This is a genomic window from Rhodoferax lacus (genome assembly GCF_003415675.1).
In the GTDB taxonomy this organism is placed as follows: domain Bacteria; phylum Pseudomonadota; class Gammaproteobacteria; order Burkholderiales; family Burkholderiaceae_C; genus Allorhodoferax; species Allorhodoferax lacus.
On sequence record NZ_QFZK01000036.1, the window covers coordinates 1 to 14,147 of the forward strand.

Genomic DNA, 14,147 nt, shown 5'->3' on the forward strand with positions numbered 1-14,147 from the left:
CAGACCGGCTTCAACACGCTTCAAGGCAGCCATGATCTGGCTGTCGGTAAATCTTGACTTCTTCACGTAGAACTTCCTTCTTGGAAAATTCTACTTCTCGGACCTTTGGTTTATCGGGGGGATTACCTCCCAAAGTCCGTTCCAGCGACTCGCGCCACAGCTGGGCCCGCTTCGCGCCACCAAGATCGGGCGAGGCCACGCTCAGGGGTTGCTGATTGGTAATGGATGGCGCCCAGGCTTCGGCCAGCTGATCAAATGCCTGGTGCGCCTCGATATGCACGGTGGGACACCGAAAGGCATTTTGAAACGCTGCCACGTTGTGTGCCTCCAACACAATAAGCTGCGCCACACCGCTTGCCTCGAACCACTGGGCCAGATAGCGCAGCGTGACTGGATCAAAGGGCTGGGTCTGCCGGTCCTTGCGCGCGTAGGCCAGATAGGGGATGACGGCAGTGACGCGCGCTGCGCCATGGCCACGCAGTGTCGCAATGAACATCAGAAGGCAAAACAGTTTGTCGTGCGGGCTAGCATAAGGGCCGCCATGCAGGCTCAGAACCACATAGGCGTCGCTGCCACGTGGATCGGTAAGGGGCCGGATTTTGTGTTCGCCGTCATCAAAGCCGCGGTCCTCATGCGGGGCCAAGGCAACGCCGAGACGGCTAGCCAAGGTGGCACCAAAATCGGAATATTTGTCCAGTGCATACAGAAGCATCATGCTGGCCCCCTTTGCAGATTGGGATTCCAATAGGTTGCCACCAAATCGCGTAGCGGATGTGCTGCAGGACAGTCTGCGCCACCGCAATCGGCAGGCACCTGCCCGCTTAAGCCGTCACACAATTTTCCGACAGAACGCAGACCGTCTTGCGACAAGCGCACACTGTCGATCAAGTCTGTGCCAGACTTCCCCCCCAAGCGTGCCAGCACAAGCGGGGACGACTGATCTCGCACCGCCACTCGGTTACGGCGTGGTGGTCGCAGCACAGGCGCCCTCCACCGCAATCCAGCGCATGTCCAGCTCACATCCCCATTGCACACACAAATCACGATGGGATGCACTGGTTGCTAGCGACTTGCATGAGATACCCCGAGGTCGTTCAACATCCTTGAATGGTAAAAGTCCATTAAACCGAGCCGGTTGCGATATCGCAACCGGCACCTGGCACTACTGTATGAGCCGGACACTGCATCCGCTCAGGTTGCTCGGCCCACAGCCAATGAACAAAGGTCCTCTCTTGCACGGCAAGAACAATGAGCAGTCGCAACCAGCATTCAGGACATCATTGCAGATTCGGCATCAGCAACTCAGGGCATGAACTATCAAGTCTGGATTCTAGGGTTTGCGACACTGGAGTCAGAAAGCGCCAGAAGGTGCGTCCTGGCTTTGACAAATGGCAAGACAACAACCACCGGCAATTGAAGAATGGCACAAACAGACAAACAGACAAACAGATTCCAGGAGGATTCCATGGGAGAACGATTGACCATTGGTGAGATATGCACCCGCAGTGTGACCATCGCCTTTAGACGGACGTCGTTGAGCGGCGCGGCGCGACTCATGCGAGACAACCATGTAGGTTGCCTGGTTGTGGTGGAACATAACGACGGCCGCCAGACCGCTGTGGGCATACTGACTGACCGCGATCTGGTTACAGCCGTAGTTGCGCCGGAATTGGATATAAATCGCTTCTGCGTGGAAGATGTGATGAGCACTGACTTGGTCTGCGCACGCGAAGATGACTCATTAATTGACCTGATGCGCACTATGCGCCGCGAAGGGGTGCGCCGCATTCCGGTGGTGGGTCCGCAGCGAGAACTGCTGGGAGTGGTGACCTTGGACGATGCACTGGACGTCCTGGCCGAGGAACTCTGCCTGCTAGTCGGCACCGTTCAAAGTGGCAAGCAGCGCGAACGCAATACCATCCGCTAGGTCCATCGCGGAGCTAAAGTCGGCAGACAACTTCGCGCTAAGGCACCAACCCCAATTAAGCGCGCCGTCAACACACGACACACGGAGTTTTTAGCGGACGGTATACATTCACAATGTGGCGAACTCGCTCCCATCGGCCCGACTCTGCAGCACACCATCACACAGGGCTTGGAGCTCATGCAGATCGGCTTTTGCTAATGGGAAAGCAACGAACTTCCGTTCAACGCTACCCAGTCGGACCATGACGCTTCATCCGTACACTCTTGCGCTTCCGGACAGGGGATAATCCTTACGCTTCTCCTTCGCTCAATAAGCTCAAGATTGATCTCAATCTCAATATCGACCGATGCAAGCTTGGGGGGTGTAGTTGACCCAACACGTTTCATGCCTGAATACTAATGATCTGATGCCGGAATTTCAACACTGTAATTTTGCACATTTCAAGGCCAGGCTCTAGTGGAACCAGACACACTTGGGTTCGAACCATGGGCCATAATGCCGGCCTACAAAGACCAGGACACGACCGCTTGCGCCATGGCGGAAATCCCTAATTGTCTGAGCATCCTAAGGGATTTTTGCCCGAGGGTAATGGACTGGTTAGCACCCTCACCAAAAAGGCAGTAATCCTTCAAATTCACACGATTCCAGATCATGCAAACTCATGACGGATCCAAGAGACATCCATTTTCATGTGTGGTAATGGACTTGATTTTGGCCACGCCTATAGCCTTTAGTTCATACTAAAAGTGCAGTCTCGTGTTCCCGTCGCAATGAAATCAGCAAAATATCCAAAGGGCTGGTCAAGCAGCGTATGAAATATACGACGCCATTGCAGCAATCTGCGGCCTCGTAGGTCAGCACTGGAGTAGCGGGCCAAGTCAGATCAGTAGTATGAGCTACAGTCTTCCCGCGTTGCATTAAGAGCCGGGCGTTTCTTGATCGCGCTGAGCCGGTTCGCTTTGGCCTTGGGGCACATCTTGCTGAGCGTCAGCTTGTACTCCGCCAAAAAAACCGGCTTGTTTATTTTTAAGAATTCCGAGAAGTAACCGCACTCATTGTATTGAATGCATTGCTCGCTCACCACAAAATCGAAGGCCAGATAGATCCGTGAATCACGTGCTTGGTTGATGTCATTTTTTAGTCCTACCAGCATCCCGAGTCTATGCACTTCCGTCGCAACCCAAAGGTTGAAATATATCTGGTCTTCGAAGGTGAGCGGAAAGCCGCTGGATTCATGAGCAGTCTTGTCGTAACCATCCATGTTGTCCGGTTCAATGGCGTCACAACCCATGGTCTTTGCCCGATTCAACCGGGATGACAAAATAGTCGTAAGCACCATTCCGGTTTGGGACTTGGCTGCATTCACATCGCGGATGTCTAGCCACCGCTCATCAGGAAACCCTGAGTACACGGCGCCGAGAATACTAGAAGGAAACTTAGCAGCGTCATCCCGCCAATTCTCCCAAGATCCGACATCAAGGTAGCAAATTGCCTTGTATCCCTTGTCATGCAGCATTTTGATCGCGGTGCCCTTTTCGTTTTCAAACATGTCAATGTCGTAAATCTTGATGCTGGGATCAGGGTTGATCTTGATGGGTACCGCGAGTTGCCAGTCCCATTTCGGCGGTTGAACTGCTGGGTTTGGATCAAGAATTGGTGGCCAGTCGGCCCCAATCGCGGAGTGCGAAATGAGGAACACGGATGCACCAACCAGCATAGCTCCAGCAGATGCTTTCAAACGGCTCAGATAAATGTTCATAAATGCCACCTTTTTCAAAATTGATTTTTTATTTGATTGGAATGGGGCTTGCGACGTTTTGACAAACCGCATGTCGGCATCAGCAGTCCCTTGCTTTGGGAGATGTCCGGTGTTGCATGGTGAGCATGCGTGCGTAGGATCTGCTATGTACATGATGCAACGGTTCCTCTTCCCCGAAACAGCCTCAGTGCGCCGGCCTCAGGGTGAGTCCAGCGAGAAGTGGATACTCGCATGCTCCAGGGCTTTCATTTTGCCAAACGCATGCACGACCACTCCAGCGTTAAAGCGGGAAATTTACGAGAGAGTTCAGAGCAGTTTGGTGCTTTCTCTCAGAACCCTACACAGGCACTTGCTACCAGCGACCGGCAATAGGCCTGCATTTTCAATAGAGGCAACAATCCGTCATACAGTCCAATGGGCCCAATCTAAGGTGCCGCGTTTTCCGATGGACTGAAGGTTCTCGGCCAGCCACTGCTTAGTTCGAATACGCCCATGGTCCCTGAGCATCTCGAGAAACGGTCCGTATGCTAGTAATTTGGTTTCACTTCGCCGTAGCACATCCAGATTTTCAGCGTCAATCATGTGAAATCGCACCGTCTCCAAACGGCCGCGATCACTTACGTTCACTGCATCGGCCAGCATATGCATTTCACGGATAAAATGACCCGTAAATCCAATTTCTTGAATGCGTGTAGCAATTGACTCCACGCTCTGGTCCACATCATCCTGCAGTTGGGGCGCCAGCAGGATCAGAAGGATGTCAAGGGAACCCTTTCCGCGTAACAGCGGAAATACAGCAGGGTTGGCGCTATACCCGCCATCCCAATAGGGTTCGCCATCGACGATGACCGTATGGTGTAGGCGGGGCAGACATGCAGAGGCAAGCAGCATATCGAGCTGAAGTTCGTGCTCACGAAACAAACGCAATTTGCCAGAGTTGACATGGGTCGCTCCCACGAACAGGCGAAACGGTGATTTGCGCCGAAGGCCCTCAAAATCGATGTGATTGTTCAGGATATCCCGCAACGGGTTGAGACCAAGGGGATTGAGCTGGATGGGTGCAAACATTCCCAACCATTGCGTCAACACGCGCGCCACTATCGTAAGATTGATGGAGTCGCCCTGCCCCTGTGTCACTAGGGGCCAAGGTATCTGTTGACCGACTTCCATCCAGAAATCATCCAAGGCCGTACGGGCCCCTGTGCGACCTCCTTGCATCCAACCATTCGCAAAGACAACTGCATTGATTGCCCCTGCACTGCTTCCGCTTAGTGCACTAAACTCTATCGAAGGCTCTTCCAACAGCGCATCGAGAACACCCCAGGTATAAGCGCCATGTGCTCCACCGCCCTGTAATCCTAGATTAAGTAACCGGCTAGAGGGGACCACAGAAAAATCGGCGTTCCACCAACGCCTTAGAGAGGCCCATATGAGCTTCGCCTTGTCAGCCCGGGAGGCCAAGGGTGTCATGCTCGATCTGTGCATTGGATACCGTTTAGGTATAGCCATTTCTCAATCAACTTGAACCAGCATGTCATAGAGAGGGTCTCATGTTAGAAAAGGCAAGGTTGTGATTGCAGTCAGTACAGTTTTCATATGTCCCTCTGACCGTTTGCGAAAGTGCAATGTAAGGATGAGTATGAACGAATTCGTCAGAACGTTACTTATGAACTATCAACGCGAAAATCTTCCCAAGCTTGATACTTAAGCTGCATCAACGTTGATGTGAACTTTTTAAGGTACATCATGCAGAACCGAATAAAACATGCTTGTTGGCAGACACTCCTAGTGTCCTTAGTTCTCGTGTCTTTTACTACCAGCAGCTTCTCACAGGAGTCTGATACACAAATCGCAGAGGCCGCACAAAAGGCATTGTCGACACAAATGGGGGAAGCTTCCAAAGACCTTCAGGTGCAGGTAGTTAATGGCGATGCTAAGCTCCGCGGTTGGGTCAAGGGTCCGAAGGATGTGAAGTTGGCCGCCTACATAGTCAGTACGGTGCCTGGTGTTGTGCATGCTTACAGCAGCGGCGTACACACTTGGACCGCTACAGACCACAATTGATCTTATTCCCGTGACCTGCGGTCCGATATCCCAAAGGTCATAAAACGATCGGGTTCCGTCCTTAGCTGCATAGGGGCCTCTAGGACGATAGAAGACGCCAAGTCACAAAGGCCGCTTCCGGCATGTAGTGAACGAACGCAGTGATCTTGACTTTTCGCTATAGCTGATGTGGGGCTCTTCAACAGGATGGAACCTTCACAACAGGAGCGTGGCCGGGTATTCGATCAAGGGGAGACCTTGATTCAGCCGGTTTACTGTGAAGTTTGTGGATGGAAAATATAAATAGTTGCTCCAATCGACCACTATTCAAAATGGTTTGTTCGAAAATGGGCGCTGAGTTGCTATTTCGCAAGGGCTTGGTGTGGCTGATGGCTGGATCTTCGCCGCCTGCGCACAGCAACACATTCCGAAGAATTACGAATACGGCGTGAACCTACGAGCGCCAGTTCCCCTCTTCATGCTGTAAGTGCACATTACAACTTTTCGGATGCATGCGCCTGTCTCCCCCCCATGCAGTGACACCCGGATATAACGCGCTGGGCTTGCAGATTGTCAATCGGTTGGGGCAACGCAGGACTAGCATAAAAAGCCAACTACGTCCGATGTGAATGACTCTTTATGCAAGCAAAAAATTGGCTTCTAGGTTTGATCGCTGCCGCTTTGATTGTCGCGGCGACTTCCAAGGCCCTTGATTTGCATCCTAGCGTTTGGCTGACTAAAGAGGCCAGAGTTAAACCCGCAGTATCAGCGCCTACCAACCCGGCGCCACACGATCTGACACAGGCGCTCACCACCGCCTTCACGCCCAACTACCGGGCCATCGTGCAAATGGCGGCGCCTGCGGTGGTGGGCGTCACGGTGGCAGGACAACATGCACTGGGGCCGGACGATGTGGCGCCAGACCTGGATGACCCATTTTTCCAGTTCTTTCGCGGACTGCCGGGCTTTCAGTTGCGCACGCCAAAGCAGGCGCCCGGCGCCAAAGTGCCGTTTCGCAGCCAGGGCTCTGGCTTCATCATTGCCAGCGACGGGTTGGTGCTCACCAACGCCCATGTGGTACGCGAGGCCAAAGATGTGACGGTCAAGCTAAATGACCGGCGTGAGTTCAAGGCCCGGGTGCTGGGCGCGGACACGGCCACCGACATCGCCGTGCTGCGCATTGACGCCAAGAATCTGCCAGTGGTACGCCTGGGCGACTCCGAGCAGTTGCAGGTGGGCGACCCGGTGCTGGCCATAGGGTCCCCGTTTGGCTTTGAGCAGTCGGCGAGCCAGGGCATTGTGAGTGCCAAGGGCCGTTCGCTGCCAGGTGACTCGGCCGTGCCCTTTATCCAGACCGACGCCGCCGTCAACCCAGGCAACTCGGGCGGCCCGCTTTTTGATGGCAATGGCGCGGTGGTGGGCATCAACGCCCAGATCTATTCCCGCTCCGGGGGCTTCCAGGGCCTGTCATTTGCAATCCCGATTGCGGTAGCGCTCAAGGTGAAAGACCAGATAATTTCCACCGGCCACGCCAGCCATGCGCACCTGGGCGTAACCGCGCAGGACCTGAGCCAGGCTCTGGCCGAATCTTTCGGTCTCAAAATGCCCAACGGTGCGCTGGTCAGCAGTGTGCTGCCCCAAAGTGCGGCGGCTGCGGCCGGGCTGCAGCCGGGTGATGTGATCACCGAGGTCAATGGGGAGGCGATTGAGCGCTCCGGCGACCTTAGCAGTCGCATCAGCCAGCAGGCACCGGGTGACCGGGTGAAGCTCACCCTCTGGCGCGACAACAAGGAACTCGTGGTGTCCGTGAAACTCGGCAGTGCCGATGACAGTTCCACCGAAAAACCCAGGGCCGGCCAGGAAGCCAAGCCGGACGACCTGGATTTAAGCCTGCGCAATCTGACACGCGAGGAGATGGCCGCTACGCACCTGCAGTCAGGCCTGGTCATTGAAGGGGTGAGTGGCCCAGCCGCGCAGGCAGGGCTGGAACCTGGGGATGTGCTGCTCAGCGTCAATGGTCAGGCAGTCCAGACTCCCGATCAGGTACTGCGCCTAATGCGCAGAAAGCCCAAGGCGGTGGCGCTGTTAATCTGGCGCAACGGGGACCGAATCTTTATCCCCATTCAAATGCAGTAATTCAAAGGACCAGGGCAAAGGGCTGATGCCACAGCTAGCACTGCCGCTGGGCCTCTATTACCCGTTGGAAGTCGGACTGCCTGGCTTCAAAGCTTTGCTGTGTCGGGTCCTGCGTGGACCGGGCCGCATCCAGCTCCTTATGCTGCACACCCACCAAGGACGTGTCGTGGTCCAGCGCCTGCAGACCATCGGCCAACTGGGCAAAGGCCAGCAGCAGGCTTTGACGGTAGCTTCCCACCCGTACCGTGGTAACCGGATTCAGAGTGCCACTGGCCGTGACTGTGGGTGCTACGGCGCCGCTTTCCACGCGAGCGGTGACATATTCCCGCGCTAGCGCAGCTTGGCTGCGCCACACATAGGCGGCAATGGCCAACGCTGCCAGCGTTAGCTCAAGACACGCCGACTTCAGCAGTTGCAAAGGACAGCTCAGCCTTCAGGTCTTGATCTGAGGCTCTGACCAGCAGCACTGGCACCGGTGCTTTGCGCACGATTTGTTCTGCATCACTGCCCATCAGCCAGCGCCCAATTCCCCTGCGGCCGTGGGTGCCAATCACGATCAGATCGGCCTTCCATTCCTTTGCCTGCGCGATGACCGTGTCGGACACCTGTGTCCCCAGATCTTCCCGCAGGACGCTGTCAGCCTTTACACCTTCTCCCTCGGCACGGGCTTCGGCCTTTTTCAAAATCCGATGGCCTGTTGCCCGCATCTGGGGAATAACCTGGTCATGGTAGACCCCATAGGGCTCGAAGCCTGTGGAAAAAGTCAGGGCATCTGCGGCGTGAATCAGGCGCAGACTGGCACCCATCAGTTTGGCCAGTTTGATCGCCTCATCCAGTCCACGGTTAGAGGTGATGCTTCCATCGATAGGCACAAGAATGCGTTGGTACATCAAAGCTCCATCTGCATAAACATTGAAGGCCAGCTAACGGGGCACCAGAGATGGTGGCGTCTGAGAGATGGATGGCGGCGCACCGTAGCTGCAAGGCGCCGACTCATAGGCTGGCACCGTATTACCTTTGGTATACATGCACTGCTGGTAGGAAATGTCGTATTGGCGTTGAGCACGTACTGCCGACAGATTGCCTTGACCGACCCCGGCGGTACCCATGTTCCTCTCAAAACGGGCGTCATGACCGCCAACGCCTTGTAGCGCTGCGGGAGTCCAGCGGCGCAGGCCATTTATGGATCGCAATCTCACCACGGAATCGCTTCAGAACCGTCTCGTGCAGGTCATGCGCATCGTCATAGATGCAGCGTGATGGTCAAAATACCAACCGCTAACAATGAGGCTCACGAGGGTGCCATGGCATGTTTGGCCGCCACGTGCCAAGCTTGGGTAAGGATTCCGAGTCTCGGCCTGGGCATTTACGTCGTCATCCGCCACCCGGAAGGCGACCGCATAGAGCTTCAGTTTGCGTATGTTCATGATTTGACCCCATGCTGATTCCACATACCGATCGATGCGACGGCCAATCATGGTTGACGGGGATGAGCTCACTTTGATAATTAGCAAGCAGCCTGTAGGCTTGGGTTTTACATTTGAAAAATGCACGGCTCGAGCCCTCCGCGTTTTTTGCACGAATCAACAGTCATGGGTACTCCATGACATGGAAGATCGACGTCAAAGCTCACAAAGGCCTTTTGACTTTTGCGGTAGTCATCGCCACGATCGCGGTGACATTCTTGTCACCTTACGCGAAGTATTTTCGAAGCTATTGGAAGGACCAGGGCACATCACATGTACTGGTTCTTTCCGGCAATATCGAAGCCCATGAAAGTGTTATCAGCTTCAAAACTGTGCAGTCTCGCATCGTCTCGCTTCCCTTTCGCGAGGGCCAGTCTGTGCACAAGGGCGACGTGTTGGCGGTGGCCGACAACAGCGACTACCTGCAGCAACTGGAGATCGCGAAGGCCGGTCTCGAAGTGCAGCGGCGTCAACTCGAAACCGCCCGGCAGAACCTAACCACGGCAGAGCGCACGCTGAAGGTGGATGAGGCAGAACTCAAGCAACGACTGCTGGACCATCAACGGGCACTGAGTCTGCAGCAACAGGGCTTTTATTCCCAAGCTTCGCTGGACCAGACGGACACAGCGCTGACCCAAAGCCGTGCCGTCCTGGAGCGCGATCGCTCGGTGCAGACCGCCGCCGCGCGCAGTGTGGAAGTCGCACAGGCTTCCGTGCACAACAGTGCTGCACTTGCCACGGCGGCACGCATAGTGCTTGGCTACACCACACTGTTTGCGCCCTTCGATGGCGTGGTCAACGTGCAGCAGTCAGAGGTGGGTGAAGTGGTGGTGCCGGGTACACCCGTCGTCACGCTGACCAACTTGGACCACGTATGGTTGCGCGCCTATTTGAATGAATCGGACTTGGGCGGCGTGAAGCTGGGGCAGGCGGTTCAAATTAGCTTTGACGGCCAGAACGGGTCGGCCTTGGAAGGCCACATCAGCTTCATTGCGGAGAAGGCGGAGTTCACACCCAAGTCAGTGGAGACCCATGCCGAGCGAGTCAATCTGGTCTACCGCATCAAGGTTGACATTGACAATCCGGACCATCGCCTCGCCTACGGTATGCCGGCAGATGTGCATATACCTTTGAATGATGCAGGGCGGTAGAGTCGGTGCCTGAAAACCGCATGATTGAAGTCAGTGGCTTGAGCAAGCGCTTTGGCTCAGTGCAGGCTGTCACCGAACTAAGCATCTCCGTGCTGGCTGGCGAACTCTTCGGACTGGTAGGCCCAGACGGCGCCGGTAAGACCACCACAATGCGAATGCTGGCCGGAGTGATCCGGCCAGATAAGGGCAGAATCGTCATCGACGGTGTGGATGTGGTGGCCATGCCGGAACAGGTCAAGCGCCATGTGAGCTACATGCCCCAGCGATTTGGCCTGTATGACGACCTGACGGTGGAAGAGAATATCCGTTTTTATGCGGACCTGTTCGAGATGCCGCCCGCCATCTGGCGCGCGCGCGCCGCCGCCACGCTAGAGGCTGCCGACATGGCCCCGTTTAGAAGGCGACTGGCGGGTCAGTTGTCGGGCGGCATGAAGCAAAAACTCGGCTTGGTCTGCTCACTCGTGCATGCGCCTCGAGTGCTACTGCTGGACGAGCCCACGACCGGAGTCGATCCGCTGTCGCGGCGCGAGTTCTGGCAGATACTGTATTCGCTGCGCGGTGAGGGCGTCGCTATGCTGATCTCTACCGCCTATCTGGACGAGGCCGAACGCTGCGATCGCCTAGCCCTGCTGCATGCAGGCGCGGTCATGCATTGCGACACACCAGCTGGCCTGCGCGCACGCATGCCGGGTGTCATGCTGGACATAGGCATTGAGGCATCTCGCGAAGCCTTACAGGCTCTTGCCAGCCTGCCGGGCGTGATGGGCCTGCTACGCGTGGGCACCGGCCTGCATGTGCATGTGGACTTGCCCACACGCCAAGAGGCAATCGCCGCAACGCTGGTGCACGCGGGCGTTGCGGTGAGCTCTATCGCTGTGATCGCTCCATCTATCGAGGACCTGTTTGTCGCCCTGTTGGAGCATGGCAGTGTAAAGGAGCCTGACTGATGCAGGCCAGAGCGCAAAACCAAATTCAGGTTGTAGACCTGGTTAAGCGCTTCGGCGACTTTACTGCGGTCAACGGTGTAAGTTTTTCAGTCACTCGGGGCGAAGTCATTGGCTTTATAGGACCCAACGGTGCGGGCAAGTCCACCGTGATACGCATTCTGTGCGGGTTGCTTCAGCCTAGTGGTGGGCAGGCACTGGTGGCCGGGCTAGACGTGGCGCGCGACCCGGAGGGGGTGCGCCGCCACATCGGCTACATGTCGCAGAAATTTTCGCTGTACAACGACATGAGCGTGCTCGAGAACCTGCGTTTTTTTGGCGGAATTTATGGCGTGGCGCGCAGCGAGATCAATGCGCGATTGCGCTTTGCCATCGAAATGGCGGACCTAAAGGGCAAGGAGGACGCGCTAGTAGCCACCCTGGCCGGCGGCTGGAAGCAACGCCTTGCATTGGGTGCTGCGATTTTGCACCGACCCTCCATTTTGTTTCTGGATGAACCGACCTCGGGCGTTGACCCGGGCTCGCGTCGGCACTTCTGGGAACTGATACACAACCTGACGCAGGACGGCATCAGCGTAGTGGTAAGTACGCACTACATGGACGAGGCCGAGTACTGCCACCGTGTAGCTCTGATTAACCACGGACAACTGGTGGCCCTGGACACACCTGCGGAACTACGGCAGCGCTCGCTTGGTGGCGAGTTGTTGGTACTGGAGGGCGAGCGTATGGGGGAGCTTATAGCGCTGGTAAGGGCCCAGCCAGGTGTACAGGACGTTGCTACGTTTGGCCGTGACCTACACGTCCTAGTGGATGATTCGGCTGCACGCGTGCCGCAGCTGCGAGCCGTTCTGAAAACAGCGGGACGGGAGCAGGCCAGCGTTCGACGCACAAAGCCCTCACTTGAAGACAGCTTTGTGCACCTAGTGGGCACAAGCCGCGTGCGCCAAGGCAGTGCAGCATGAGGTGGCGACGCGTCAAGGCCATGGCGGTAAAAGAGAGCCTGCAAATCGTGCGCGACCCGCGCAGCCTGATAATCGCGCTGCTGATTCCCCTGCTGCAGATGTTTTTGCTAGGTTATGGCATCAGCCTGGATGTGAAGCAAATACCGATGTGCGCGCTGGACCAGGAGCGCAGCCAGGCCTCGCAAAACCTCTTGCAGCATTTCAGTGCCTCGCCCTATTTTTCGTTGCGGCACCAGGCCGTCAACATTGCGGAACTGTCTGCAAACCTGGATAGCGGAGGCTGCAGCATTGCCATTGTGATACCTGTGGGATTTTCAAGAAGCCTGGTGGCCGCAGGTAAGGGCGTAGTGCAAGCACTGCTAGACGCCACCGACACCAACACCGCCAGCATTGCCGCCGGCTATGCAACGGCTGTGGTGGCCAGCTATTCCGGGGATGTGCAACTGGCTACAGCCCAACGTTCTGGCTCCGTCATCCGCACGCTGACGCCGGTAGAGGTGAGGTCCCGCATCTGGTTCAACGAAGACCTAATCAGCCGAAACTTCATCATTCCGGGCATCGTAGCCCTCGTCATGGCGATTGTGGGAGCGCAGCTTTCCTCGCTCACTATTGCGCGCGAATGGGAACGCGGCACCATGGAACAGCTAACTTCTACACCCATCGAGCCGCTGGAGCTGATGCTGGGTAAGCTGTTGCCGTATTTTGTGGTTGGGCTGGTCGATGCCGGCATCTGCCTGGCGTTAGCCGTGTTCTGGTTTCAGGTTCCATTCCGCGGCACGCTGCCGGCCTTGTTGCTGAGCACATCCCTGTTCCTAACTGTGGTGCTGTGCATTGGATATTTTGTTTCCTCCTGCATACACAGTCAGGTGGGCGCCAGCCAAGTGGCGCTGCTGCTGACCATGTTGCCAACTACGCTGCTGTCGGGTTTTTCCTTTCCCATCGACCAGATGCCCGCTGCGGTGCAGAGCATCACATATCTGGTCAGCGGACGCTACTACGTGTCCATTTTGAAGGGGCTCTTTCTTAAAGGCGCAAGCTGGAGCGAGTTGCTGGAACCCATGCTGTGCCTAGCGCTGTATGCCGCCATCATGGCGCGGTTGGCCTCTAGCGCCTACCGCAAAACCCTGGACTGAACCGCACATGCTGGGTCGCATTTACCACCTGCTGGTTAAGGAATTCTTGCAACTGCGGCGCGACCGCTCAGCGCTCCTTCGCCTGCTAATTCCGCCGCTTATCCAAATGCTGCTGTTTGGCTACGCTGCTACATTCGAGGTCTTCAACGTGGCCATCGTGGTGCTGGACCAGGACCGGACGCAGGAGAGCCGCGCCTTGGTAGACAGCCTTCTGCACAGCAGCCGCTTCAAGCTGGTGCACTCTACAACCAACCGGTCTCAGGTGCAGGATTCGGTGGAGACCAGCAGCGCCCAGGTTGGCATCGTAGTTCCTCCTGGCTTTGCCAGCCTGTTGCGCGCGGGCTGGGCCAGCCCGGTACAGGTACTGTTAGACGGCACTAATTCGAACACAGCCCTAATTGCGCTGGGTTACGTGAACCAGATATGCTCTAGCTTTGGCCAAGGCTATGCGCTGGACCTAGCGCAGCGCACCGGGCGCACACTGGGGAAGCCCTTGGTGTGTTGGCGCCGATTGAATCTTGACCACCTGTGCCGATCGAATTTTGACCAGGGGCTTTTGCTGACAGCATGACTGCCAACTGTGGATAACTATAGTCTCTTGCTGGTTTTGCTGACTCCTTTTGAAT

The 14,147-nt window shown here is 56.1% G+C and carries 13 protein-coding genes; 8 read left to right on the plus strand and 5 right to left on the minus strand.

Features of this window, described 5'->3' with window-relative positions:
- Nucleotides 1-10: 10 nt before the first annotated feature.
- Nucleotides 11-715: a ribose-phosphate pyrophosphokinase-like domain-containing protein gene (locus DIC66_RS22355; RefSeq protein ID WP_117180396.1), complete on the minus strand. Its 705-nt coding sequence runs from the start codon at nt 713-715 to the stop codon at nt 11-13.
- A 705-nt stretch (nt 716-1,420) separates the two neighbouring features.
- On the opposite strand from DIC66_RS22355, the gene DIC66_RS22360 reads away from it, so the two are divergent.
- Entirely contained in the window at nt 1,421-1,927 is a 507-nt protein-coding gene (locus DIC66_RS22360; protein WP_233506079.1) for a CBS domain-containing protein, read from the plus strand.
- Nucleotides 1,928-2,810: 883 nt separating this feature from the next.
- Here DIC66_RS22360 and DIC66_RS22365 read toward each other — a convergent pair.
- Both DIC66_RS22365 and DIC66_RS22370 read right to left on the minus strand, forming a co-directional pair.
- Nucleotides 2,811-3,839 (minus strand): endo alpha-1,4 polygalactosaminidase, encoded by a 1,029-nt coding sequence (locus tag DIC66_RS22365; RefSeq protein ID WP_117180397.1) that lies wholly within the window; start codon nt 3,837-3,839, stop codon nt 2,811-2,813.
- A gap of 249 nt (nt 3,840-4,088) precedes the next feature.
- Nucleotides 4,089-5,156, minus strand: a complete 1,068-nt coding sequence (locus tag DIC66_RS22370) for a patatin-like phospholipase family protein (protein ID WP_117180398.1) — start codon at nt 5,154-5,156, stop codon at nt 4,089-4,091.
- A gap of 276 nt (nt 5,157-5,432) precedes the next feature.
- Here DIC66_RS22370 and DIC66_RS23805 point away from each other — a divergent pair, with 276 nt between their 5' ends.
- Nucleotides 5,433-5,750 (plus strand): BON domain-containing protein, encoded by a 318-nt coding sequence (locus DIC66_RS23805; protein WP_117180399.1) that lies wholly within the window; start codon nt 5,433-5,435, stop codon nt 5,748-5,750.
- 693 nt (nt 5,751-6,443) lie between these two features.
- Nucleotides 6,444-7,865, plus strand: coding sequence for a Do family serine endopeptidase (locus DIC66_RS22380; protein WP_233506080.1), 1,422 nt, complete (start codon nt 6,444-6,446; stop codon nt 7,863-7,865).
- 34 nt (nt 7,866-7,899) lie between these two features.
- Here DIC66_RS22380 and DIC66_RS22385 read toward each other — a convergent pair whose 3' ends face one another.
- Together DIC66_RS22385 and DIC66_RS22390 are read right to left on the minus strand one after the other, a co-directional pair.
- Nucleotides 7,900-8,283: a hypothetical protein gene (locus DIC66_RS22385; RefSeq protein WP_147321394.1), complete on the minus strand. Its 384-nt coding sequence runs from the start codon at nt 8,281-8,283 to the stop codon at nt 7,900-7,902.
- A complete protein-coding gene (locus tag DIC66_RS22390; protein ID WP_117180402.1) occupies nt 8,255-8,755 on the minus strand; it encodes a universal stress protein in 501 nt (166 codons plus the stop codon). Before DIC66_RS22390 ends, DIC66_RS22385 begins: the two co-directional genes overlap by 29 nt.
- A 713-nt stretch (nt 8,756-9,468) precedes the next feature.
- Between DIC66_RS22390 and DIC66_RS22400 the strand changes: the two genes are divergently transcribed.
- Genes DIC66_RS22400 through DIC66_RS22420 form a run of 5 tightly spaced genes read left to right on the plus strand, consistent with a single transcriptional unit; the run spans nt 9,469 to nt 14,092 of the window.
- A complete protein-coding gene (locus DIC66_RS22400) occupies nt 9,469-10,482 on the plus strand; it encodes an HlyD family secretion protein (protein WP_117180404.1) in 1,014 nt (337 codons plus the stop codon).
- Nucleotides 10,483-10,502: 20 nt separating this feature from the next.
- Nucleotides 10,503-11,429 carry an ABC transporter ATP-binding protein gene (locus tag DIC66_RS22405; RefSeq protein ID WP_117180409.1) on the plus strand — a complete coding sequence of 309 codons (927 nt, stop codon included), beginning with the start codon at nt 10,503-10,505 and terminating at the stop codon, nt 11,427-11,429.
- Nucleotides 11,429-12,388 (plus strand): ABC transporter ATP-binding protein, encoded by a 960-nt coding sequence (locus DIC66_RS22410; protein WP_117180405.1) that lies wholly within the window; start codon nt 11,429-11,431, stop codon nt 12,386-12,388. The genes DIC66_RS22405 and DIC66_RS22410 overlap by 1 nt, the downstream gene beginning before the upstream one ends.
- The gene (locus DIC66_RS22415) at nt 12,385-13,521 is read left to right on the plus strand and encodes an ABC transporter permease (protein ID WP_117180406.1); all 1,137 of its coding nucleotides are present in this window, start codon (nt 12,385-12,387) and stop codon (nt 13,519-13,521) included. Before DIC66_RS22410 ends, DIC66_RS22415 begins: the two co-directional genes overlap by 4 nt.
- 7 nt (nt 13,522-13,528) lie before the next feature.
- Complete coding sequence (locus tag DIC66_RS22420; RefSeq protein WP_117180407.1) at nt 13,529-14,092, plus strand: ABC transporter permease; 564 nt, start codon at nt 13,529-13,531, stop codon at nt 14,090-14,092.
- Nucleotides 14,093-14,147 lie beyond the last annotated feature (55 nt).

Coding starts and splice junctions, on each gene's coding strand:
- DIC66_RS22360 (WP_233506079.1), top strand. CDS start 1,421: ATGGCACAAACAGACAAACAGACAAACAGATTCCAGGAGGATTCCATG.
- DIC66_RS22410 (WP_117180405.1), top strand. CDS start 11,429: ATGCAGGCCAGAGCGCAAAACCAAATTCAGGTTGTAGACCTGGTTAAG.
- DIC66_RS22370 (WP_117180398.1), bottom strand. CDS start 5,156: ATGACACCCTTGGCCTCCCGGGCTGACAAGGCGAAGCTCATATGGGCC.
- DIC66_RS22390 (WP_117180402.1), bottom strand. CDS start 8,755: ATGTACCAACGCATTCTTGTGCCTATCGATGGAAGCATCACCTCTAAC.
- DIC66_RS22415 (WP_117180406.1), top strand. CDS start 12,385: ATGAGGTGGCGACGCGTCAAGGCCATGGCGGTAAAAGAGAGCCTGCAA.
- DIC66_RS22405 (WP_117180409.1), top strand. CDS start 10,503: ATGATTGAAGTCAGTGGCTTGAGCAAGCGCTTTGGCTCAGTGCAGGCT.
- DIC66_RS22420 (WP_117180407.1), top strand. CDS start 13,529: ATGCTGGGTCGCATTTACCACCTGCTGGTTAAGGAATTCTTGCAACTG.
- DIC66_RS22400 (WP_117180404.1), top strand. CDS start 9,469: ATGACATGGAAGATCGACGTCAAAGCTCACAAAGGCCTTTTGACTTTT.
- DIC66_RS22365 (WP_117180397.1), bottom strand. CDS start 3,839: ATGTACATAGCAGATCCTACGCACGCATGCTCACCATGCAACACCGGA.
- DIC66_RS22355 (WP_117180396.1), bottom strand. CDS start 715: ATGATGCTTCTGTATGCACTGGACAAATATTCCGATTTTGGTGCCACC.
- DIC66_RS23805 (WP_117180399.1), top strand. CDS start 5,433: ATGCAGAACCGAATAAAACATGCTTGTTGGCAGACACTCCTAGTGTCC.